Source organism: Streptomyces hokutonensis, from assembly GCF_042751305.1.
Classification (GTDB): Bacteria; Actinomycetota; Actinomycetes; order Streptomycetales; family Streptomycetaceae; genus Streptomyces; species Streptomyces hokutonensis_A.
Window position 1 is genome coordinate 380195 of the sequence record NZ_JBHYWD010000008.1, and the last position, 22321, is coordinate 402515.

Sequence of the window (22321 nt, forward strand, 5' to 3'; positions counted from 1 at the left end):
GTGTGCGGGGCCCCGCGTGCTCCCCGCCGGGGGTCTTATCTGTTTCGTATTTGTCTTGTTGTTTTTTTTTGTGCCCCCCCCCCCCCCCCCCCCACACCCCCCCCCCCCCCCCCCGCGCCGCTCGTTCTACTCGTTCAAGGGGAGCTAGGCAGCTTTCTTGGAGTGGCCTTCGTGATCGTTGCCGTAGCCCTCGGGCTTGTGGGGCTTGTCGGGCTTGCCTTGCTGCCCGCCATTGCCGCCGTAACCGCCGTGCTCATCGGGCTTCCCACCGTGATCGTGAGGTCCGTTTCCACCGGTCGAGCCACCAGTCGAGCCACCGGTCCAGCCGCCTGTCGCACCACCGTTCGTGCCGCCCGTCGTGCCGTTCGTGCCGCCCGTCGTGCCGCTCGTAGTCGCACCCGCGATGACACCGCCCAGCACGCCGCCGGTGGTTCCGCCCGACGTCAGGACACCGCCGAGAAGGCCGCCGGTTCCGCCGCCCGTCGGCACGCCGCCGATGGCGCCGACCGTGGTGCTGCCCGTCGTACCCGCTGTGGCGCCACCCGACGTGGCACCGGCGACAACGCCGCCCGTGATCAGACCACCGGTGGTTCCGCCGGCGGCGCACGTACCGCGGTTGATCGTGTTGTTGTCCAGCGTCACGGCGCCGGTACGGGCAAGTGCCCGGCCGGCGATGGTCGTTCCCGTGGTGACGGTGATCGACTCCTGGGCCATGATGGTGCCCACGAAGGTGGAGTTGGTGCCGAGGGTGGCCGAACTGCCGATCTGCCAGTACACGTTGCACGGCGAGGCGCCGTTGACGAGAGACACGTTGCTGCCGGACGCCGTCGTCAGGGTCGAACCGATCTGGAAGACCCATACGGCATTGGGGTCGCCGTGCGCGTCGAGAGTGAGCGTGCCGGTGATGCCGGCGGAGATGGGTGCCTTGTAGACGCCCGGATCCAGCGTCCTGCCGCCGAGCTCCACGGGGTCGGGAGCGGTGGGGTAGGTGACGTCCGGTGCCTGTCCGGCGGCGTTGTTGTACCCCGTGACCAGGTCGCTCTTGGCCTGGAGCGCCACGGCGTCCGCGGAGTGCTGGGCCCCGATCACGGTGCCCGGCGGGAATCCGGTGATGGCCGTTCCCGGCGACACTCCGAGATCACCGGTGATCGACGAGGGCCCCGTGTTGGTGACCTGGGAACCGGCCAGTACGGCAAAACTGGTCGCCGTCCCCAGAGGCACAGGCGTGGCAACGGCGCTCGCGCTTGTCGGCGTCATCGCGAGCACGACAGCGGCGATCACCACGGCCGTCAGCGCCGCGAGCCAGACCGACATGGTGCGCCGTAGCGGCGCTTCAGGAATATTCAGCGTCATCGAGGGGCCAACTCCTTTGAGGGGTGGTTTTGGCGGTTCCCGGTCGCACAGAATCGCCTGTTTCCGGCGTTGGCATATTACCGATGAGTGTGCCGCTCAATATTTTCCACAAAGGGTCCCGCGATCTACATAGAAATGCCTAATGGGCCAGACGGTTACAGAACCATAATTCTCGCCGGGTACGACCACCCGGCACCACCCAGCGGAACGGAATGAGCCGCGAGAAGATCGCGCACGCCCCCACGGAAGGCAGCCATTTCCGCGGATGCCGGTCGAGGCGAGTCCACGCCGTGATCATGGAGTCCTCGACGAGGATCCGGCCACCGTCTGCACTTTTCCGGTGTGCGAGAACCCGATCGCGACGGACCGGCCGCGTGCGATCCGCCCGGCACGGCCAAGTCGCCGTATCACGGTATTCCGCGCCTGTCAGGCAGAAGGAAAATGGGCGGTCGGCGCATCGCCCGGAATATCCCCGAGCTGCGCTGTCTGCAGTATTATTGTCGGCGGGCCGGTTCACTCTCACGCGCAGCCGCGTGGAACGACGCCTCCGGCGTGTCCGCGCCGGAGCCATTGCCGTCGCCCCCCGCGTGTTACAGCCCAGGAGGCATCGGCGCTCGGCAGTGGAATTGAATCCGCCGACGGGAGCATTCCTGGTCGCCTCCGCCCGGAGTTGCCCGGCCGTCGCTCAACAGCGGTGTGACCACGACCGCGTCAAGGGACGGCATTCCTGGACGAACGGCCTGCCCGAGGCACGCAGGAGTAGCGGGAGCGCTCAGTCGATGTCAGACCCTTGCGGGATCATGACGCTCGGAAGTCTGGTCGACGCTGGTGGAGGGGCACGTGGTGAATGCCGACTTGATAACGGCGGCCGGGGCGACGGCTCCGCCTGGCTCGTCGCCGAGCACGGCACGGTCTGTCGTACGAACCCTGGTAGAGGTACATGTCTCCGCGCGCGATCCCGGACGCCGGGTCGACCACGACCGTCGGCCTGGGCATGCAGCGCGACGGCACGGGCGACCGCACGATCGGCCGGCGGCCGGCGGTCGGCTGTCGGCTGTCGGCTGTCGGCTGTCGGCTGTCGGCTGTCGGCTGTCGGCTGTCGGCTGTCGGCTGTCGGACAGCGTGAAGTCCGTACGTGCCTGGTACACCACCGACAACGGCTCCACCTGGCACGCCGTCACCGCGAAGCTGTCCGACGGCAGGTGGACCACCGCCGTCCACAACGCGTACGCCGTGAGCTGAAGGCCGCCGGCACCGCCGCACCGGGCGGCCCGGCCGGGGGAGCTTCCCGGACGGGCCGCCGGCGAGGGTACTTTCGGTGCCGGGCGGGGAATGGCACCCACGGAGGTGGGGCCGATGTGGCCGTGGTGGGCGGGAGACCGGTCGTTTCCCCACCGGAGCCGGAGCGATGCCGTGGTGCCGCCCCTGCCACCGGCCCTCAGGAGAGCCGCGGCCCGGGCGCGGCACCGGGACCTCGGGCGGCACCCGGGACCGGACGAGGAGATTCGGCGCGGCATCGTCCTGGCGCCGGCCGACCCCTCGCAGTGGAGCAACAGCCACCGGCTCGTCCACTCCCTCGAACCCCGGGAACGGCGACGGCTGGGACTGGCGCTGCTGCGCAACCCGCACGACACCTTGGGCGACATTTGCATGGAGGCCGCGTTGGCGCAGCACCCGTGCGGCTGGTCACCCGAGGAGGCCGAGGAGCTGCTCGCTCTCGCCCTGCCGGAGATCGATCGCACACCCGATCGCACCCCCTACGGGTTCCACCGGGTGTGCCGCTGCCTGGGGTTGCCGCTCGCCGCCGTGCGGGAGCAGGAGCCGTCCGAACGGGCCCGGTACCGGCCTTGGTTGCGGGCCATCGTGCTGGGCGCCCGTGATCACCACCAGTCGGCCCCTCCCGGCCAGCGCCATTGGCAGCGCCACCGGCAGTGCCGTTGGCATCTCACCGTCGAGGAGGCCGCCGGCCTGCTGGACCTGCCGTACGACCGCGAGGTCCTCGGGCGGCTGCCGCGGGTCCTCCCCGGCGGGGGCGCCTACGGCAACCGGGCGCTGACCGCGCTGGGCACGCTGGTCTTCGAACCCGGTGTGCTGGATCTGCTCGCGGTGCTTCGCACCATCGACAGTTACCGTCCGGCCCAGTCCTGGCTCGGGCAGGTCCGTGAGCGGCTGGAGCTGCTCACGGTCGCTCCCGAGGTGGTGGGCGCCCTGCTGCGCATGGACACGAGCTACCTGGACCACGTCACCGAATCGTTGCTCAGTAAGCAGGCCTCCGTCCTCGACCAGGCGAAGCTGATGGCCGGGGCCGCCTGGGCGGCCTGCCTCTGCGGAGATCCGGCCCTGATCGAGTCGGTGGCCCAACAGGCCCTGGGCCGCAGCCGCGAACGGCGGCTTCCGGGCGTGCAGGAACGGGACGTTCTGCCGGTGCGGGCGGGTGTCACCGCCCTGAGCGCCGCGGCCGGGATGCCGGGACTGGGACGGCACCGCAGGGCACTGTCGGGACTGCCGCCCGAGGCGGCCACCGCGGCACGCGCCGCCCTGGATTCGATCGCCGACGAGTTCGTGCCCGAGGGGGCCCGCGAGGTGTCCCTCCACTTCCACACGGCCTACCTGGCCGTACACCCGGACGGCTCCGTCGGTGTGGAGGTCCGTACCAACCGGGGACAGCAGGTGGTGACGTCGTACGGGATGCGTCACCTCAACGGGGTGTACGTCCTGGAACTGACCGCATTGCGGTTACGGCTCCCGCTTCTCGCCGCGCAGGCCGATCGCGAGCGGGGTGCCCTCGCCGAACTCCTCGCCACCGGCGCCGCGTCGACCGGTGAACGGTTCGCCGCGCTCCGGCTCGACCATGACGTAGCCGGGCCCCTCGCCCAGGCCCTGGTCTGGGAGGCGGAGACCGCCGACGGGACGTTCACCGGGCTGCCGGTGCGCGGTCTCGGCGGGCGGTGGCTGCTGCGGGACACCCGGGGTCGTACGCACGAGGTCACGGCCACCGACTCGGTACGTCTCTGGAACCCCGTCCACGCCGACCGGGCGCAGACCCGCGCCTGGCAGACCCATCTGGAACTCGGCGGCCTGAAGCAACCCATTCGGCAGGTGCCCGTACGACGGGGCGCGTCCCGGCGCGCGGTGGGGGACGCCAGGCCACCGCGACCGTCCTGACCGACGCCCCCATGACGCATCGACCGGTACGGCCACAGGTCGCTGCCGCACACGCACGCGGCGACGACCCGGACCACGGCGTCGGCGGGCCGCACGATCTTGGGGTCGGGGCGGTTCTCGACGCGGACGTCTCCGGCTCCGTACATCACTGCTGCACGCATGACAGGGGTTACTCCAGACAGTGGGCGGACGGTCAGCGTTCGAGCATCCGCGCCTGGGCCTCGGTGTGGGTGTCGCCCGCGGCCGGCGGCAGGCTGCTGAGCTGGGCGAGCTGCTCGGCGGTGAGGGTCACGGCGTCGGCGGCGGTGTTCTCCTCGACGCGGCTCACCCGCTTGGTGCCGGGGATCGGGGCGATGTCGTCGCCCTGGGCGAGCAGCCAGGCCAGCGCGATCTGGGCGGGGGTGACGCCGACCTCGGTGGCCAGGGCCTTGACCTCGTCGGCGAGGGCGAGGTTGCGGTCGAAGTTCTCGCCGGTGAAGCGGGGGTTGTCGCGCCGGAAGTCGGAGGCGTCGAACTGGTCGGTGGAGCGGATGGCGCCCGTCAGGAAGCCGCGGCCCAGCGGGGAGAACGGCACCAGGCCGATGTTCAGTTCCCGCAGGACGGGGAGGACGCGGTCCTCGATCCCCCGGGTCCACAGGGAGTACTCCGACTGCACCGCGGTGATCGGCTGGACGGCGTGTGCGCGCCGGATGGTGTCGGGGCCCGCCTCCGAGAGGCCGAAGGCGCGCACCTTGCCCTCGGCGATCAGCTCGCCCACCGCGCCCGCGGTCTCCTCGATCGGCGTGTTCGGGTCGACGCGGTGCTGGTAGTACAGGTCGATGTGATCGGTACCGAGCCGCTTGAGGGAGCCCTCGACGGCGGTACGGATGTTGGCGGCGCCGGAGTCCTGGTTCCAGGCGCCCGCACCGGCGTGCGAGACCAGCCCGAACTTCGTGGCCAGCACCGCCTTGTCCCTACGGCCCTTCAGCGCGCGGCCGATCAGCTCCTCGTTGGTGTAGGGGCCGTAGATCTCGGCCGTGTCGATGAGCGTGACCCCCAGTTCCAGTGCCCGGTGCACGGTCCTGATCGACTCGGCGTCGTCGGTGCCGGAGCCGGTGTAGCCGTGGGACATGCCCATGGCGCCGAGGCCGATCCGGGAAACCTCCAGGTCACGCAGTTTGATGTAGTGCATTTCGCCCTCTCCGGTTCGTCGCGGCGTGCTTCCCCCTAACCTTCGCCCGGATCGCGGCGGTGTGGCAGGGCGGGCTCTTCAGGGGTAACGACAGGGCCCCCCTCCCGCCTGCGCGACGCGTGGGCAGCGGGCGAGACTGGGGGGCATGGCAACCGAGAGCGCGCACAGCGAGGGCGCCGAGCTGGGCCGCTTTCTGCGGGCCCGCCGCACCCAGACCCGCCCCGACCACGTGGGCCTCACCGTCGGCGCGGGCATCCGCCGCACCCCCGGGCTGCGCCGCGAGGAGCTGGCCACGCTCGCCGGCATCAGCATCGACTACTACGTGCGTCTGGAACGCGGCAAGGAGACCCGCCCCAGCCCCGCCGTCCTCGACTCGCTCGCCCGCGCCCTGCACATGGACGACCAGCAGCACCAGCATCTGCGCGAACTCGCCGCCCGGGCCGCCCGCTACGCCCCCGAACCGCCGCCCGCGCCCAGCCGCACGGTCCGCCCCCACCTCAAGCTGCTGCTGGAGTCCCTCCGCCCCAACCCGGCCTACGTCATCAGCCGCAGCCTGGACCTGCTGGCCTGGAACCCCGGCGGACTGGCCCTCTACGCGGGCCTGGACGACTGGCCGGTCAAGCAGCGCAACCTGGCCCGCTACTTCTTCCTGCACCCCGCGGCCCGCGAGCTCTTCCACGACTGGGAATGGCAGATCACCAACTGCGTCTCCCGCCTGCGCGCCATCGCCGGCACCGCCCCCGACGCGCCCGACCTCACCAACCTCGTCGGCGAACTCCTCCTCAAGAGCCCCGACTTCGCCGGACTCTGGGAGCGCTACGAGGTCACCGGCCGCAGACCGGCCCGGAAGACCTTCCACCACCCCCGGGTCGGCACCCTCACCCTCACCTCCCAGTCCCTCCACATCGAAGGCACCCCCGGCCAGCGCATCGGCGTCTACACCGCCGAACCCGGCGGCCCGGACCACGACGCGATGCTGCTGCTGGACAGGGTCGGCATGGGTGACATGGCCGCACCGCGTTCGGTGACCGGCGGTCGGCCCGTCACTCGTACCGGTACTTCAACGAGTCCGCCTCCGTCTGCTTGATGTCGGCGATCGTCAGCTCCGGCATCCGCAGTTGGGCCAGTGTCACCTCGGCCGACGTCGGCTGGGCGTCGGCCGGCAGCCACTGCTCCGGCTTCCAGGCCCCGCTGCGGAGCAGGGACTTGGGGCAGTGCGGGTAGACCTCCTCGATGCCCACGACCAGTGCGCTGGCCGGCGGCTTGCCCACGGCGGTCAGCTGGGACAGCAGGTCCGGGCGGGTGGAGACGCAGGCCCGGCCGTTCACCCGCAGGGTGGTGGTGCGGCCGGGGATGACGAACAGGAGGCCCGCCCGTCCGGTGGCGATGACGTTCTGCAGGGTGTCCAGACGCTTGTTGCCGGTCGCGTCCGGTATCGCCACGGTGCGGTCGTCCAGGACGGCGACGAACCCGGCGGGGCCGCCGCGCGGGGAGACGTCGCAGTTGCCCTCGGCGTCCGCGCTGGCGACCAGGACCAGCGACGAGCAGCCGATCAACCGCCGTGTCTGTTCGGTGAGTTCGGTCATCTGCTTCCGTACGGCGGCTTCGCCGGGGAGGTCGTAGACCTGGCGCAGCGCGTCCGGGTCGGACAGGGCGTCGAGACGGAGCGAGTCGAAGGCGGTACCGGCAGGAGGCGTCGTCATGTCTCCGACCCTAAAGGGCCGACCTCGCGGTCCCGCGGGGGATGCGGAGTCAGATCCAGGTCGGTACGTGGCCCTCGCCGTAGCGGGGGCCGGGCGTAGGAGCACCGGTCGACCCCAACTCCGAAGCGGTTCACGGGAGTTGGACTCCGGCGAGTGTGCAGACTCCCGCCCCGGATCCACCCCGGCCTCGCTAGCATCCGGTCATGCCTCTGCGTCGGCGCCACGACAAGCTCGCCGCCCTGCCGCGCGACCCGCGGGCCGACGACTACCCGATGCCGACCGTGCCGTACGGGTGGTACGCCGTGCTCCGCGGCGAGGAGCTCCGGCCGGGCGAGGTCGTCAGCCTGCACTACTTCGGGCGGGCGCTCGTCGCGTTCCGGGGAGCGGACGGCCGGGCGGCCGTACGGGACGCGCACTGTCCGCACTACGGCGCGCACCTCGGCGCGGGCGGCAAGGTCGTGGACGGCAGTGTGGAATGTCCGTTCCACGGCTGGCGGTTCGGCCCGGACGGGCGGTGCGTGGCGGCTCCGTTCGCGCGCCGGACTCCGAAGGTGTCGCTCGGCGGCTTTCCGGTGCGTGAGCACAGTGGGCTCGTCTTCGTCCATGTCGGGCCGGGCGAGCCGTCGTGGGAGGTGCCGGAGATCCCGGAGGCGGCGTCCGGGCGGTTCGCCAGGCCGATCGACGACGTCTGCCGTGCGCGCATCCACGTCCAGGAGATGCGCGAGAACATCGTCGACGAGTCCCACTTCCACTTCCTGCACGGTCAGAGCGAACCCCTCGTCCAGGACTGGCAGTCGGACGGCCCCTTCGCAGAAGCCCGCGGCCGGATCCGCCGACGCGTCCTCGGCCGGGACATCGACAACACCTTCGACGCGTTCATGTACGGCCCGGGCGTCATGGTGGTCCGCACCCACGGCCCCGCCCTGTCGCTGACCGCCGTCGCCCTCACCACCCCCGTCGACGACCGCACGAGCGAGATGCGGATGCTGTACTACGTCCGCAAACCGGCCCGGTTCCCGTTCCTGACGCCCCTGCTCAAGCTCGTCTTCCGGACGCAGGCCCTGGGCGAGGTGCGCGAGGAGCTCCGGATCTGGGACCACAAGATCCACCGGCCGCACCCGGTCCTGCTCCCCCACGAACAGGGCATCAAGGCATTGCGCCGCTGGTACGCGCAGTTCTACGGCGGCGGCCCGGCCGCGGGTGCCTAGGCCGTGTCCTATGCCGTCGCAGTTCTCCCGGCAGGCCTGCGGTGCACGGTGCGGCGGGCGCATGCTCATGCGCATGCCGGGACCGCGCTCGACGTCGGCAGGCGATCCGGCCGGCCGGCGTGTGGAATGTAGCCGAGGACGGGAGAACTCACCATGGATCTCGGACTGAACGGACAGGTGGCCGTGGTCACCGGTGCCAGCAGGGGGATCGGCCTGGCGGTCGTACGGGCGCTGGTCGCGGAGGGGGTCACGGTGCACGCCGGGGCCCGGAACTCCTCGCCCGGGCTGGAGGAGCTGGCCGCGACCGGGAACGTACGGGTCGTACCGGTCGACCTGGGCGAGGCGTCGGGACCCGCGCGGCTCATCGAGGCCGCGGGCGACCGGATCGACATCCTCGTCAACAACGTGGGAACGGCCCCGGCCCGTACCGGAGGATTCCTCACGGTCACCGACGAGGAGTGGCTCGCCACCCTGAACCTCAACCTGATGGCGGCCGTACGCACGACCCGGAGCGCCCTACCGGTGATGCTCGCCCGGGGCCGGGGCTCCATCGTGAACATCTGCTCGGTCAACGCGGCGCTCCCCGACCCGGCGGTCATCGACTACAGCGCCTCGAAAGCGGCCCTCGCGGGCTTCTCCAAGGCCCTGTCCAAGGAGGTCGGCGCGAAGGGGATCCGGGTCAACACGGTCAGCCCGGGGCCGGTCGAGACCGATCTCTGGCTGGGGGACGGCGGGGTCGCCGCGACGGTCTCCGAGGCGACCGGCCTGAAACCCCAGGACGTCATCGACAACGCCGCGCGCACCACGGTGACCGGCCGTTTCTCCCGGCCCGCCGAGATCGCCGACGTGGTCCTGCTCCTGTCCGCGGACCGGACGGCGAACGTCACCGGCGCGGACATCACCGTGGACGGTGGCTTCATCCCGACCTGGTGAGCACACGGGACACCCGGGGCGGCCCCGCCGTCCCCGCATCCCACCCACCGCCCTATTGCACAGCTGTGACAGCCAACGCACAGCCCCGTCACCCGCCGCGGGAACACTCCGTCTTGTCGCGAAGGGCAGCAAGCCGAGCGGACCGCTTCAGGTTCCGGGGACGGCCGGCGGTTCCCGCGAATCTCTCATCGCAGCGCCATTCACATCAGCAGGGGGAACCTCGATGTCCGCTCGTAACCGTCGGCGCGCCGGCACAACCGTCATCACCGCGGGGGCAGCCGCCCTGCTCGCCCTGTGCGGCACGGCCTGCGCAGCGCCGGCCGCCCAGTCCTCCGGCGGAGCCAAGGGCAGCGTCGCGATGGTCGCCGCGGCCGCGTCCACGCACACGCTCACCGTGCCCAGGGGACTCACCCTCAGCAACGGCACCCGTCACGTGATCGTCAACGGCAGGTCGATCGACTTCGGCACCACGGTCCGTGACCTGGCCTGGAACCCGAACGGCAGCAAGGCCGCCTTCATCGACGGACACGGCAACCTGGTCGTCTCCAACCCGGACGGCACCCACCGTGTCACCGTCGCCGCCAACCCGGGCGGGCAGACGTGGTCCCACCCCACCTGGCAGGTGACCGCCGCCGACCGGACGAACCAGATCCCCGCGAAGAACAACATCGTCTTCTCGGCGAAGATCCACGGCAGCACCGTCCTGGAGGGCGTCAAGGCCACCGCCGACCACGGCAGGCCGACCCGGATCAGCCTGAACGGCGAGCCGGGAGACAGCGCCCTCCCCCAGACCGGCAACACCTGGCCGAACGTCGGCGGCAAGTACGGCTCGGCCGTCTACGAGAACACCCGCACCGGCGAGGTCTACATCCGCGACGACTACCTGCGCCAGCAGGGCGGCGCGCTGGCCAAGGGTTCCGAGCCCGCGCTCTCCCCCGACAACGAGGAGGTCGTCTTCGTCCGTTCCGTCCACGGCCACGACCACCTCTTCGTGGAGGACCTCGGCGGCTCCACGACCACCGTCAAGGACGTCACCCCCACGGCCGCCACCGACTACACCGAGCCCACCTGGTCCCCCAACGGCAAGACCATCGCCTTCCGCGCCCCGACCGGCACGTACACCATCGCCAAGACCGCCCACGGCTACGGCCGGCCCGTCAAGGTCTCCACCCACACCGGCCTGCCCGCCTACCGCGGCTGACCACCGCCCAACCGCCCGCCGGAACGGGCGAGTTCGGCCCGCAGCTCCGGCAGATGCTGGTCGGCCGTGTCGTGCGGCAGATACTCGACCACATCGAGAAAACGGAACAGGACCTGGCTCCTGGTGACGGCGAACTCGTAGTCACCGAACCCCACCACGGCACCCAAGTCCCCACGGACGGCGCCCCGGACGACATGAGCGGTCATGTCGTCCGGGGCTTCCGCCGTCAGCCCCCGCCGCGCGTTGGGACGCGCCAGATACGGGCAGACCATCGAGGCGTAGAGCATGCACGCACGATGTCCCGGCCCCTCCAGCGTCGCCGCCATGTTCCGGTACGGCCGCCCCGCATCGAGCGCCTCCCGGATCGCCGCACTCTCCGCGGCCCCGACCACCCGCCACACCGCCCCCTTGGGCATCAGCGTGCCGCACACGGAACACAGCCGCCGCCGAGCACACTCCGCACTGCGCCCGTAGTCGGTGAGCGCGAACTGCGGCTCCCCGCCCTCCCAGGGCGTGATGGCGGGCACGGGATAACCCCGGCTGTCACGAGGCCTGCCCTCGACGGACACCGGCATGGGAACGGAATCGAATCGCACACCTCATGGTCGGTCACATGGGCGCCGACCGCGACGGTCGACGGGAGATTCAGCGGCCCGGTGCCCGCACCCGCTCCGGTCCGGCCGGCGCGAGCGCGCGTCGGGGCGGCTCCACGCGGCGGGCCAGCCTTCGGCCCCATCGCCTGCTCGGTACTTCGACGTACCTGTACGTCAGGGCGCAGAGCGGCAACAGCACGGCGACGAAGGCCAGTTCGGCCACGGGACTGTCCTGCCGCAACCGGCCGATCGTGCCGTCGGTCACCGCCAGCAGCACCGGATGCACCAGATAGACGGAGTAACTGATCGTTCCCAGCCAGGTCAGCCAACGCGGAACCCGTCGACGGCGCAACGCCAGACCGCTGCCGAAGGTGAGGACAGCCAGGAGGAAGGCCACGACCCAGCCGCTCCGGGTGAACTGGGCCACGCCCGGACCACCCGATCCGCCCCCGTTCCACACCGCACTCCCCACGGCGCAGACGACCACCACGGCGGCCGTGCATACCGCGCGCCGCCAACTGCTCCGGCCGTTCTCGGCCCGGTGGACGGCGCTGCCGAGGAACATGACGGCGAGGATCACCAGCCCCTCCCACATGGGGACCGTGCCGTTGAAGGAGACCAGGACGAGCGCCAGCACCCCGCCCAGTACGCCCCCGAACAGGCGCAGCCCAGGTGACCCGGCGCTCGCACAGCCGATGGCGGCCACCATGGCGAGCGAGGCGAACGCGACCAGTGGGCCGGTACCGATCGCGCCGGAGAGGGCGGAGGCCGGCAGCGCACCCCCTGCCGTCGCGCTCACCACGGCGAGCGCGGCCAGGGTGACGGCGACCGCTGCCGACCGCTGGTGAAGGCGGACCGTGAACAGGGCGACGACCAACAGGTAGAAGGCCATTTCGTACGAGAGCGTCCACAGCACGAGAAGGAGACTGGGCGTCCCCAGCAGCTCCTGGAGCAGGGTGACATGGGCGGCGACCACCGCCGCGGCACTCTGCCGGCCGAAGTCGGTGCGAATCTCGGCGCAGCCCGCCAGTTGGAGGGCCAGGAGCGCGGCGACGGCGACCGCAAGCAACGGGTACACACGGAAGACCCGCCCGATCCAGAAGGTCCTGACGCACCCCCGGCGCTCGAGTGACGCGGGGATGATGTAGCCGCTCACCAGGAAGAACAGCATGATGGCGTACCGGCTGGTGTTGAACTGCGGCATCAACTCCCGCCGGAACTCCGCCATGAATGCGTACGACGAGTGGTCGAACACCACGACGAGCGCCGCGATGCCGCGCAACGCGTCCAGCCAGCCCCGGCGCGGAGGATTCATGAGTCGTCCGGCAGGGCGACCTTCACCGGAACGCAGGGTTCGGCTTCGCTCCTGGTCGCGTAGAACTCGACCGCACGAGGCCGGGAACTGCCCTTGGTGTTCTCGAAGGCCAGGACGTTGCCCCGGCGCAGGGTGCCCTGCCAGGTGCCCTGCACGGAGATCAGGGGTACACGATGCCCCTGCCGATCAATCCCCACGAGTGGGGTGACGTGGCTGCGCTCGCAGACGTAGCCGGGAGAGAGCACGTCAACGGTCACCTCGATGCCCCAAGGGCGCACTTTCCTTGCGAGTTCGCGCTGTGCCGCCGCGTCGATGGCCTGGTCCTTGACGGTGAACGTGACGATGCCGTCGTCGTGGCGCTCCACCGCGTACGCCTTCGAGCCGGCCGGCACACCGGGTACCGTCACCGCGGCGAGCCAGGCCACCGCACAGGCCGTCAGCACTACGGCGATCCGGCGCGGCTTGAAGAACCGGCGCACGGTACGACGCTCCTCGGCCCCGTCCGTCCCGCCCTCGGCAACCCCGGTCCGGGACATCGCGGTCTCGCGCAGCAGGATCTCCCGCTTCAGCTCGGCCAGCAGGCGGTCCTCGAACGTCGTCCTCGTGCTCATGCCTCTCTCCCTACGACGTACGCCGGTGATGGATCCGACGTCGTGTTCGCGACCGTGGAGTCCGCCTCGCTCCGCAGTGCCTTGCGTGCCCGATGGAGCCGGACCCGGGCGGTGACCTGGCTGATGCCCAGTACGGCGGCCGCCTCGGTGACGGTGAGCTGATCCACCGCGATGAGCTCGATGACGGCCCGCTCGCCCTCGGGAAGTCCCGCCAGCGCGGCCAGCATCCGCCGGGCCGGTCTCTCCGCGTCGAGCCTGTCCTCGATACGGACGATGTCGTCGGCCTCCAGCAGCCGCCGTCCGGAGAAGCGCCGGTCGCGTTCGGTCTCCCGGGCGATCCGGCGGCGTTCCGAGGACACGACGTTGCGTGCGATGCCGTACAGCCAGGCCGTCTCGCTGCCGAGGCGCGGCCGGTAGGAGTGGGCCGAGTCGAGGACGGCGAGGAAGATCTCGGCCGTCAGGTCGGCCGCTGTGTGGGGGTCGTTGACCCGGCGGGCCACGAAACGCATCACCGCGTCCACATGGCGCCGGTAGAACTCCTCGAACAGCCGCGGGTCACGTGCCGCCGCGGCAGGTCCACCGCCCCGTAACGGTTCCACGCCATCCACCGGCGGCTCCTTCTGGTCGGAGGCTCCCCGTCCTCCTCACCGTCGGAGGCCCGTGGAGTTCTGCAAGGGCACTTCACCTGTTCTTGGGCCGAGGCGCGAAAAGCGTTACAGGGGGGTCGTCCGAGCCGAGCGGCACGGGGTGATCGCCCTCGGAAACCAGGCCATTTTGCAGATGCACCCGCCCAACACCCCCTCCTGAGGTCCATGACACGCCGAAAGGAATGAAGAACGCCCCGGTCCGTCTCCACGGACCGGGGCGTTCCGGCTGCCTACCAGCAGCCCTCGACGGGGACTTCAGGCCGAACCGCCGGTGATCGAGAGGACGCTGCCGATCTTCGCGTCCTGGTAGAACCATTTGGCGTCGGCGCCGTCCAGGCCGATCCAGGAGCCGGTGCCGTCGGTGCCGCCGGTGCCCTGCTTGCCGAGGCTCCTGCCCTTGTAGGAGCGGGTGACGCCGACGTAGACCGGCTTGTTGTCGGCGTCGCGGAGTTCGACCGCGAGCGTGACCTCCGTGTACAGGGCGCCTCCGGCGGTCGAGTCGGTGACGGTCAGGACCTTGGTGCCGTGCTTCCCATACACGGTCAACGGCCCTACGAATACGGGGCTGTTGGCGGATTCCGTGGTCAGCGGCATGACCCGCCTCCGGACGAGCAGGGCGCGCTTGGCGAGGTCGAGCGTGCCGCCGGCGGGCACCGCGGAGACAGGGGTCGACGCTGCGGCGGAGGCGGCGGACGGCGAGGGGGACGCCGACTGCGACGGGACGGCGGGCGCGGCGGCACCCGGGAGCCGGTGGCCGTTGTCCTTCCCCGTGAGGTCCAGGGTCAGCGCGAGGCCCACCAGGGCGAGAGCCACCGCACCCGCGCCCAGCATGCCGGCCGTCCGACGGCGCGCCCGGCGCACCGCACGGCCGCGGACCTGGGCGCCGGTGAGGGCCGGACGGGCCTCCTGTTCGGCGGCCAACTCACGCAGCAGGACGGAGAGTTCATCCGACACGGCCGCTCTCCTTCTGCATCGGTCCCTCTGTCTCGTCCAGAGCCAGCAGCTTCGCCAGCGCCGCCCGTCCCCGGTACAGCCTGGCCTTGACCGTCCCCACGGGCGCACCCGTCTCGGAGGCTATCTGCTCGACGGTCACGTCACACAGATGGTGCAGGACGATCACCATCCGTTGTGCCGTGGGCAGTTGGCGCAGCGCGGCGACCAGTGCCGTGTGATCGGGGCTGGGTCCGGGCGTGGACACGGGCGGTGGGGTGCGGCGCACCAGCTCCAGCCAGCGTCTGGCCCGGCGCCAGCGGCTGACCGCCAGCCGCATGGCGACGGTGCGTATCCACGCTTCGGGTGCCTCGTCCGCGAGGAAGTCCCGGCGCCGGTCCCAGGCCCGTACGAAAGCCTCCTGGACCACGTCCTGCGCCTCCTCGCGATCGCCGGTGAAGGCCGCGAGCTGGCCGGTCAGACGGGGGAACGCGGCGGCGTAGAAGGCGTCGAACTCGTCCTCGGTCATGACCTCACCGGAGTCTTGGAATTCCTGTGCAACCCGCTCGCCGCACCGTGCGTACAGGAAAGACGAAGAACACGCGTCTCAGGATCCACTCCCCTCACAGTTGTATCGGAGGACCACCGAAGTGCCCGACCCCCACGACGACTTCACGGCGTACGCGCACGCGCAGCTGCCCCGGCTGGTCACCACCGCGCACCTCCTCTCGGGCGCGACCGGAGACCCCCGCGAGGCGACCGAGCTGGTGCGGAGAACGCTGGTGGGAGTGTGCGCGCGGTGGCGCCGGATACCCCGGGACGACGTGGACTTCTATGTACGGCGGTCCCTGGTGAAGGAGTTCCTGCGCGGGGCTCGCCGCCAACGGCCCCTGTCCGACGGTGTGTTGAAGGACACGTCCGCGCGGCAGCGGGCGGTGCTCGTGATGCTGCACCGGGAGGGGCTGCGGGAGGCGGAGGTCGCCCAGCTGCTCGGCTGGTCGTCCGGCGCGGTGAGCAGCCGGGCCCGGCGGGGGCTGGCGGTGTGCGGGGGTGACGCGGGGCGGCTGCGGGAGCGCTTCGCGGAAGCGGCTCGAGTCGACGCAGAGGACGTCCCGTTCGGCGTTCGGCTCGATGCCGTGGAGAAGCGGGGCCGGTCGCTGCGCCGCCGCCGTAGAACCGTGGTCGCCGCGCTCTGCGCGCTGCTGCTCGTCCCGGCGGGGGTCTTCGCCGCCGACCGGATCGTGGGCGGCGGCACCGCGGACGGGTCGGTCGGCGGGGCGGTCGACGTGGCGCGGAGCCCGATACGGATCGTCGCGCCGGGCGAGCGGGTGGCCGCCGTGCCGGGGGTGCAGGTGTGGCTGACGAGCGACGGCAAGCACTGGTCGACGCCGCAACGGCCCAACCAGTTCCTCGGGTTGACCGTCGACGGCTACGCGAGCGGCTCGAAAGCGGGCGCCGGGAAGCCGGCCGCCTCCGTGCAGCCCGACCGGCTGAACAGCTCGTACTTCCTGTCCGGCCTGTACCGGGGCCTGTCCGCCGACCCGGCGCGCGTCGAGGTCACCGTCGACGAGAAGAAGATGACCGGCACGGTCCTCACGCTGGCGGGCAGCCCGGGCTGGGGCGTCTGGTACACGCGCGCTTCGCTGTCGCTGGCGGAGCTGAAGTCGAGCTACGGCGACGGCGGTCCGACCGTCACGGTGTACGACGCGGCCGGCAAGGTCGTCGCACGGGGCGGGGCCGACTGGTGAGGCGCACCGCCAGATCCGCCAAGCCGCGCGTCCCGCTCCGCCTGCGGCTCCGCCGTAACCGGGGCCGGCTGCTGCGGCGGCTGGTCATCGCCTTCCTCCTGCTGATCGCGGCACTGTGCACGGCCGCGGTCGTCGCGTACCGGCTGACGGGGATCCCGGATCCGCATCCGGAGACCGTCACCCAGAGCACGGTCTTCGTCGACGACAAGGGCTCCTATCTGGGCCGGCGCGGTCCCGTCGACCGTCAGGAGGTGCCGCTGTCGCAGGTCCCGAGGTATGTCCAGGACGCCGTGATCGCGGCCGAGAACCGCACCTTCCGCACCGACGACGGGGTGTCGCCGCGTGCCATCGCCCGCGCGGTGCTGGCCTCGCTGACCGGAGGCGAGCACCAGGGCGGCTCCACCATCACCCAGCAGTACGTCAAGAACGCGCTGCTGAGCCCGGAGCAGTCGCTGTCCCGCAAGGCCCGCGAGGCACTGATCGCGATCAAGCTCGACCGCACCCGCTCCAAGGACGAGATCCTCGCGGGGTATCTCAACACCGTGTATTTCGGCCGGGGTTCGGCCGGCATCGAGGCCGCCGCGCGCAACTACTTCGGCGTGGACACCCGCGACCTGACCGTCTCCCAGGGCGCCGCGCTGGCGGCGATCGTCAACATCCCGTCGTACTACGAGAAGGCGGGCTCCGATCCCGAGGTGACGGCGACGCTCAGGGCGCGCTGGGAGTGGGTGCTCGACGCGATGGCGACGGGCGGCAGCATCACGGCGAAGCAGCGCGCCGAGGCCGCGTTCCCCGCGTTCCGGTTCTATCCGCCGGGCGCGACCGAGGGGCAGCGGCAGTACATGATCGACGTGGCGGCGCAGGAGGCCGCCGACCGACTGGGCATCACCGAGGACCAGTTGGCGCGCGGCGGCTACACCGTGCGCACCACCTTCGACCTGGCGCTCCAGGACGCCACCACCGAGGCGGTCAAGGACATCAAGAGCGCCAAGGGCGTCACGCTGCACACCGCCGTCGTGGGGATCGTGCCCGGCGACGGGGCGGTACGGCTGCTGTACGGCGGGTCGGACTACGCCCGGCAGCCGTTCAACGACGCGGTCGGCGGCGCGGTGGAGGCGGGCACGGCCCTTGACCCCTTCGCCAAGTTCCGGCTCGGCGCCCCGCTGACCGTGCTGCAGAAGACCCCGGCGCCCACCCCGCTCAAGCTCGCCTCGGCCTACGCGACCGTGGCGGCGAACGGGATGTACGCGGCGCCGTACACGGTCGCGAAGATCACCCGGGACGGGCATCAGGTGTACACCGCGCACCCCGACACCCGGCGCGCGCTGGAGGAGAAGGACGCGGCCATGGTGAACGCGTGGATGTCCAAGATGTACGGCGAGGCGCTCCCCGCGGTCCCCACCGCGCAGCGCGCCCCGGAGACCGTCTTCACGGCCGGCGCGGGCGGCGGAATCACCCGCCGCACCGTGTGGTCCACCCGCCTCGACCCCCAACTCGCCCTCACCACGGCCCTGTTCGCCGACCGCCCCGGCAAGAAGAAGAACTCGACCATCCCGGCCCAACTGCCGAACGACCCGCCGCCGACCCAGTCCGCGACGGAGACCACGGCACAGATCTGGCGGCTGGCCACGACGGGGACCGGATAGTCCGGGGCATTTCCGGCGGAGGCGATGCCGTGGATACTGCACCTGTGACCGCCCCAGGCACCGAGGTCTCCTCGAACCCCAAGCGCCCCGCGTGGCTGACCCGCAACGTGAAGGTGCTGTGCGGGGTGTCCTTCCTCCAGGACGCGGCCAGCGAACTCCTCTACCCGATCCTGCCGATCTTCCTGACCGTGGTGCTGGGCGCTCCGCCCGCCGTGGTCGGGGCGATCGAGGGGGCGGCGGAGGGGGCCGCCTCGCTCACCAAGGTGGCCGCCGGACGGCTGGCCGACCGGTTCGCCCGGCGTCCGCTGATCGGTGCGGGGTACGGACTGGCCGCGGTCGGCAAGCTGCTCATCGCGCTGGCCACCGCGTGGCCGCTGGTCCTCGTCGCCAGGGTCACCGACCGGCTCGGCAAGGGCATGCGCGGGGCGCCGCGCGACGCCCTGCTCGTCGAGGGTGTCCCGGCCGGGCAGCGCGGGAAGGTGTTCGGGCTGCACCGGGCCGCGGACACCGCGGGCGCGGTGGTCGGCCCGCTCCTCGGACTGGTCCTGTACGAGGCGCTGGACCACCAACTGCGCCCGCTGTTCTGGGTCGCCGTGATCCCGGCGGTCGCGTCGGTCGCGCTGGTCGCCGCCGTCCGCGACCCCCGCACCGCACAGGCGGGCAGTTCCCGTACGCGCACCGCACGCACCCCCTGGCGGTCCCTGCCGCGCCCGTACTGGCGGGTTCTCGCCGTGCTGCTCGTCTTCAACCTCGTCAACTTCCCCGACGCGCTGCTGCTGTTGCGCGCCCACGACCTGGGCCTGTCCACGGCCGGAGTGGTGGGCGCCTACACGGTCTACAACCTCGTCTACGCCGCCCTGTCCTACCCCGCCGGAGCACTCTCCGACCGGCTCCCCCGCCCGCTGGTCTTCGCCGCCGGCCTGTTCTTCTTCGCGGTCGGCTACCTGGGTCTCGGCCTGATCCACAGCCCCTGGGCGGTGTTCGTCGTGCTCCCGCTCTACGGCGGTTTCGCGGCCTGCACCGACGGCGTCGGCAAGGCCTGGATCTCCACGCTCGTCCCCGACCACCAGCAGGGCAGCGCACAGGGCCTCTACCAGGGGGCCACCGGCGCCGCCGTACTGCTCGCGGGCGTGTGGGCCGGGCTCGCCTGGGGCGCGGACGGCCATCTCCCGCTGCTGGTCTCCGGGGCCGTCGCGCTGGTCCTCGCGGGTGTGCTGCCGGCCGTGGCCCGCGGGCGGACCGTTGCCCACTGACCCGGAGCCCCGGTGAAGGCGCGGTGAACCGGTCGCCTTCCAGCCATCGCTAGTGACAGGTTCTGGTCAAGATCTGTCCAAATGCCGTACTCCTCCCCGCCCCGGTGGTCGGGTCGTCCCCGACGGCTGTATCCGTGCCCGCCCGGGAGGCCCTGGTGTCACAACCGACCCGCAAGAGACGTTGGTTCACGATCTGCGCCATCACCGCATCCGCCGCCCTCGTGGCGATACCCGCCGGCGCCGCGCCCGGCTCGGGCGGCACCCCCTTCGGGGTCCGCGCACTGGCCCAACTGGCCGCCGAACGCGGGCAGTCGGTGGGTGCGGTCAGCCCCAAGGCGAAAGCCCAGGCCGACGACGACGGCGGTGACGACGGCAACGAAGCCGACGAGATAGCCGAGGGCGCGGACCAGTACGCCGAGGCCCGCACCTCACCCGGCATCGTCGCGCCGGGCGCGTACGGCGCCGCCTGGACGAGTCTGACCAACCTGCCCAGCACGGGCGGCAGTTGGCGCAACGTCACGAACCTGCCGTACAACTCCGACGACTCGCGCTACCGCGACTACGACTCCAACTCCAGTGGCGGCTCGGGCAATGTGACCGGCCGCATGGCGGCGATGGCCGCCGACAACGACGGGTACGTGTACGCGGGCAGTGCGGGCGGCGGCGTATGGCGCTCCCGTCACGGAGGCGGCCACTGGCAGCCCATCAGCGACAAACTGCCCGCCCAGTCCACCGGCGCGCTCGCGCTGGACGGAGCCGGGCGGCTGTGGCTGGGCACCGGCGAGGCGACGACCAACGCGGACGCGTACCTCGGCAGCGGTGTCTACATCCTGTCCAACCCCCGCCACGGCACGTTCTCGTCCCGCAGCCGGGTCGGCGGCGACGAACTGGAATCCACCACCGTCCACGAACTGCGCTTCGGCGGCGGCAAGGTGTGGGCCGCGACCAGCGAGGGCGTGTGGAGCCACTCCACCAAGACGCTCAAGGGCGCCTGGAAGCTGGAGTTCGCGCCCAACCCGGCCTATCTGCCCGGCGGTTCACTCGCGAGCGACCCCTCGGCCGCGTACAAGAACATCGCCAACGACATCGCGATCGACCCGAAGAACCCCTCGAAGGTGGTCCTCGCGGTCGGCTGGCGCAGCGGTGACGACTACAACGGCTTCTACACCAAGGTGAACGGCGCCTGGACGCGGATCACCAGCGGCCTGGGCGACCTGCCCGCCGACGCCGACAACGTCGGCAACGTCACCTTCGCACGCTCCGCCGACGGCTCCCGCTACTACGCCATCGACCAGTCCCCGGAGCAGCTCAACACCAACCCGGACAGCGGTCTCGAGGGCATCTACGTCTCCAAGTCCGGCTCCCCGACCGGCCCTTGGACGAAGATCGCCGACTACAAGGGTCTGGCGGCCGACGGTTCGGCGCTCACCTCCAGCGGTTACATGCCGGGCGTGCAGGCCTGGTACAACCAGTTCCTGACCGTCGACCCGGCCAACGCTGAACACGTCTACGCGGGCCTGGAGGAGGTCTACGAGACGAAGGACGGCGGCACCAACTGGTCGACCGTCGGCCCGTACTGGAACTTCGGCTTCCCCTGCTGGAGCATCGACCCCACCAAGCAGACCGGCGACTGCAGCCCGACCACCCACTCCGACCAGCACGGCGTCGCGATCGGCAGCTACCACGGCAAGAGCTTCGTCTACGTCGGCAACGACGGCGGCGTCTACAAGCGCCCGCTGAACGGCTCCCAGGACGCCTCCGGCCACGCCACCGACTGGACCTCGCTCAACGACGGCACCATCGACACCCTCCAGTACTACTCGGTCGGCGTCGGCAAGGACCTCACCTACGGCGGCGTCTCCGTCACCGGCGGCCTCCAGGACAACGGCCAGTCGATCCTGCGCAGCAACGACAAGGTGATGGGCTCCAACTTCGGCGGCGACGGCGGCGACACCCTCACCGACCCGGCCAACGGCTGCAACATCGCCGAGGAGTACGTCTACCTCGCCATCCAGGTGACCCAGAACTGCGCGGTGAACGACGGGAGTTGGGTCACCGACCCGAGCAAGATCACGTCGTACAACGTGGCTCCCGCCGACAACGCCACCGGTGAGGCCCGCTTCATCGCCCCGATCACGGCCGACGCGAAGAACCCGGCGACCTGGGTCGCGGGCGGTCGCCACATCTGGGTGCAGACCCACGGCTACGCGATCCGCAGCGGTGACGAGTGGACCAGCGTCTACGACCTCGGCGCCGGCCGTACCGCGACGGCCGTCGCGGCCTCGGGCGGCAAGGTGTACGCGGCCTGGTGCGGCCCCTGCAACAACCAGGGCTTCGCCCGCGGCATCTCCGTCGGCAACGCGGACGGCACCGGCTGGCACGACGTGAGCCTCCCGGTGGACGCGACCGTGCCCAACCGCTACCTCAGCGGCTTCGCCGTCGATCCCAAGAACGCCGACCACGTCTACCTCGTCGTCAACGGCTTCTCCCGGCACTGGACCGAGGGCCCCGGCGCCGGTGTGGGCCATGTCTTCGAGTCCACCGACGGCGGCACCACCTGGAAGGACATCTCGAAGAACCTGCCCGACGTGCCGACCGACTCCGCGGTCGTCACCCCGAACGGCGGCCTCGCCGTCGCCACCGACCTCGGCGTCGTCTACCGCGCGCCGGGCCGTACGAAGTGGGAGCGCGTCGGGAACCTCCCGGCCGTCGCCGTACTCCAGCTGAAGCTCAGCCCCGACGGACGGACGCTCTACGCGGCCACCCACGGACGCGGCATCTACAGCATCGGCGTGCACGGCCTCCGCTGACCCGGAGACGGCCGACAGGGGTGACCCCGGACCA

General features: G+C 71.2%; 18 protein-coding genes and 1 pseudogene. 9 read left to right on the top strand and 10 right to left on the bottom strand.

Annotated features, from left to right (window positions below; genetic code table 11):
- Window positions 1-144 precede the first annotated feature (144 nt).
- The gene (locus ACFXC1_RS23540; RefSeq protein ID WP_381245477.1) at window positions 145-1353 is read right to left on the bottom strand and encodes an ice-binding family protein; all 1209 of its coding nucleotides are present in this window, start codon (window positions 1351-1353) and stop codon (window positions 145-147) included.
- Window positions 1354-2766: 1413 nt separating this feature from the next.
- Between ACFXC1_RS23540 and ACFXC1_RS23545 the strand changes: the two genes are divergently transcribed.
- Window positions 2767-4518 (top strand): DUF4132 domain-containing protein, encoded by a 1752-nt coding sequence (locus ACFXC1_RS23545; RefSeq protein ID WP_381245479.1) that lies wholly within the window; start codon window positions 2767-2769, stop codon window positions 4516-4518.
- Between the two features lie 17 nt (window positions 4519-4535).
- Here the strand turns inward: ACFXC1_RS23545 and ACFXC1_RS23550 are convergent.
- Window positions 4536-4679, bottom strand: a pseudogene (locus ACFXC1_RS23550) (IMP dehydrogenase); the annotation flags it as partial.
- A 32-nt stretch (window positions 4680-4711) separates the two neighbouring features.
- Window positions 4712-5689, bottom strand: coding sequence for an aldo/keto reductase (locus ACFXC1_RS23555; RefSeq protein WP_381245480.1), 978 nt, complete (start codon window positions 5687-5689; stop codon window positions 4712-4714).
- Between the two features lie 145 nt (window positions 5690-5834).
- On the opposite strand from ACFXC1_RS23555, the gene ACFXC1_RS23560 reads away from it, so the two are divergent.
- On the top strand, window positions 5835-6776 hold the full coding sequence (locus tag ACFXC1_RS23560) for a helix-turn-helix transcriptional regulator (protein ID WP_381245482.1): 942 nt from the start codon (window positions 5835-5837) through the stop codon (window positions 6774-6776).
- On the opposite strand, the gene ACFXC1_RS23565 is transcribed toward ACFXC1_RS23560, so the two are convergent.
- Window positions 6733-7392 carry an MSMEG_1061 family FMN-dependent PPOX-type flavoprotein gene (locus ACFXC1_RS23565; protein WP_381245484.1) on the bottom strand — a complete coding sequence of 220 codons (660 nt, stop codon included), beginning with the start codon at window positions 7390-7392 and terminating at the stop codon, window positions 6733-6735. The two genes, ACFXC1_RS23560 and ACFXC1_RS23565, sit on opposite strands and share 44 nt — an antisense overlap.
- 203 nt (window positions 7393-7595) lie before the next feature.
- Between ACFXC1_RS23565 and ACFXC1_RS23570 the strand changes: the two genes are divergently transcribed.
- From ACFXC1_RS23570 to ACFXC1_RS23580, 3 genes are all read left to right on the top strand, one after another.
- Window positions 7596-8600 (top strand): Rieske 2Fe-2S domain-containing protein, encoded by a 1005-nt coding sequence (locus ACFXC1_RS23570; RefSeq protein WP_381245486.1) that lies wholly within the window; start codon window positions 7596-7598, stop codon window positions 8598-8600.
- Window positions 8601-8753: 153 nt separating this feature from the next.
- The gene (locus ACFXC1_RS23575) at window positions 8754-9533 is read left to right on the top strand and encodes an SDR family NAD(P)-dependent oxidoreductase (RefSeq protein ID WP_381245488.1); all 780 of its coding nucleotides are present in this window, start codon (window positions 8754-8756) and stop codon (window positions 9531-9533) included.
- Window positions 9534-9756: 223 nt separating this feature from the next.
- Window positions 9757-10734: a TolB family protein gene (locus tag ACFXC1_RS23580; protein WP_381245490.1), complete on the top strand. Its 978-nt coding sequence runs from the start codon at window positions 9757-9759 to the stop codon at window positions 10732-10734.
- Here ACFXC1_RS23580 and ACFXC1_RS23585 read toward each other — a convergent pair.
- The 6 genes from ACFXC1_RS23585 to ACFXC1_RS23610 all read right to left on the bottom strand — a co-directional run bounded on the left by ACFXC1_RS23585 (window position 10722) and on the right by ACFXC1_RS23610 (window position 15359).
- The gene (locus tag ACFXC1_RS23585; protein ID WP_381245492.1) at window positions 10722-11261 is read right to left on the bottom strand and encodes a hypothetical protein; all 540 of its coding nucleotides are present in this window, start codon (window positions 11259-11261) and stop codon (window positions 10722-10724) included. The two genes, ACFXC1_RS23580 and ACFXC1_RS23585, sit on opposite strands and share 13 nt — an antisense overlap.
- 118 nt (window positions 11262-11379) lie before the next feature.
- Complete coding sequence (locus ACFXC1_RS23590) at window positions 11380-12642, bottom strand: acyltransferase family protein (protein ID WP_381245493.1); 1263 nt, start codon at window positions 12640-12642, stop codon at window positions 11380-11382.
- Entirely contained in the window at window positions 12639-13253 is a 615-nt protein-coding gene (locus ACFXC1_RS23595) for a hypothetical protein (protein WP_381245495.1), read from the bottom strand. Before ACFXC1_RS23595 ends, ACFXC1_RS23590 begins: the two co-directional genes overlap by 4 nt.
- Window positions 13250-13861 (bottom strand): RNA polymerase sigma factor, encoded by a 612-nt coding sequence (locus ACFXC1_RS23600; RefSeq protein WP_381245497.1) that lies wholly within the window; start codon window positions 13859-13861, stop codon window positions 13250-13252. Before ACFXC1_RS23600 ends, ACFXC1_RS23595 begins: the two co-directional genes overlap by 4 nt.
- A 294-nt stretch (window positions 13862-14155) precedes the next feature.
- The gene (locus ACFXC1_RS23605) at window positions 14156-14854 is read right to left on the bottom strand and encodes a hypothetical protein (RefSeq protein WP_381245498.1); all 699 of its coding nucleotides are present in this window, start codon (window positions 14852-14854) and stop codon (window positions 14156-14158) included.
- Window positions 14844-15359, bottom strand: a complete 516-nt coding sequence (locus tag ACFXC1_RS23610) for a SigE family RNA polymerase sigma factor (RefSeq protein WP_381245500.1) — start codon at window positions 15357-15359, stop codon at window positions 14844-14846. Before ACFXC1_RS23610 ends, ACFXC1_RS23605 begins: the two co-directional genes overlap by 11 nt.
- A gap of 121 nt (window positions 15360-15480) precedes the next feature.
- Between ACFXC1_RS23610 and ACFXC1_RS23615 the strand changes: the two genes are divergently transcribed.
- From ACFXC1_RS23615 to ACFXC1_RS23630, 4 genes are all read left to right on the top strand, one after another.
- Complete coding sequence (locus ACFXC1_RS23615) at window positions 15481-16578, top strand: sigma factor-like helix-turn-helix DNA-binding protein (RefSeq protein WP_381245502.1); 1098 nt, start codon at window positions 15481-15483, stop codon at window positions 16576-16578.
- A complete protein-coding gene (locus ACFXC1_RS23620) occupies window positions 16575-18224 on the top strand; it encodes a transglycosylase domain-containing protein (RefSeq protein WP_381245504.1) in 1650 nt (549 codons plus the stop codon). The genes ACFXC1_RS23615 and ACFXC1_RS23620 overlap by 4 nt, the downstream gene beginning before the upstream one ends.
- A 44-nt stretch (window positions 18225-18268) precedes the next feature.
- Entirely contained in the window at window positions 18269-19477 is a 1209-nt protein-coding gene (locus ACFXC1_RS23625; RefSeq protein ID WP_381245506.1) for an MFS transporter, read from the top strand.
- 155 nt (window positions 19478-19632) lie between these two features.
- Window positions 19633-22287 (top strand): beta propeller repeat protein, encoded by a 2655-nt coding sequence (locus ACFXC1_RS23630; RefSeq protein WP_381245508.1) that lies wholly within the window; start codon window positions 19633-19635, stop codon window positions 22285-22287.
- Window positions 22288-22321: the final 34 nt, after the last annotated feature.

What these genes read in the sequence shown, in the direction of transcription:
- ACFXC1_RS23560 (WP_381245482.1), top strand. Translation starts at nt 5,835, where the DNA reads ATGGCAACCGAGAGCGCGCACAGCGAGGGCGCCGAGCTGGGCCGCTTT.
- ACFXC1_RS23575 (WP_381245488.1), top strand. Translation starts at nt 8,754, where the DNA reads ATGGATCTCGGACTGAACGGACAGGTGGCCGTGGTCACCGGTGCCAGC.
- ACFXC1_RS23610 (WP_381245500.1), bottom strand. Translation starts at nt 15,359, where the DNA reads ATGACCGAGGACGAGTTCGACGCCTTCTACGCCGCCGCGTTCCCCCGT.
- ACFXC1_RS23565 (WP_381245484.1), bottom strand. Translation starts at nt 7,392, where the DNA reads ATGACGACGCCTCCTGCCGGTACCGCCTTCGACTCGCTCCGTCTCGAC.
- ACFXC1_RS23540 (WP_381245477.1), bottom strand. Translation starts at nt 1,353, where the DNA reads ATGACGCTGAATATTCCTGAAGCGCCGCTACGGCGCACCATGTCGGTC.
- ACFXC1_RS23590 (WP_381245493.1), bottom strand. Translation starts at nt 12,642, where the DNA reads ATGAATCCTCCGCGCCGGGGCTGGCTGGACGCGTTGCGCGGCATCGCG.
- ACFXC1_RS23580 (WP_381245490.1), top strand. Translation starts at nt 9,757, where the DNA reads ATGTCCGCTCGTAACCGTCGGCGCGCCGGCACAACCGTCATCACCGCG.
- ACFXC1_RS23555 (WP_381245480.1), bottom strand. Translation starts at nt 5,689, where the DNA reads ATGCACTACATCAAACTGCGTGACCTGGAGGTTTCCCGGATCGGCCTC.
- ACFXC1_RS23570 (WP_381245486.1), top strand. Translation starts at nt 7,596, where the DNA reads ATGCCTCTGCGTCGGCGCCACGACAAGCTCGCCGCCCTGCCGCGCGAC.
- ACFXC1_RS23595 (WP_381245495.1), bottom strand. Translation starts at nt 13,253, where the DNA reads ATGAGCACGAGGACGACGTTCGAGGACCGCCTGCTGGCCGAGCTGAAG.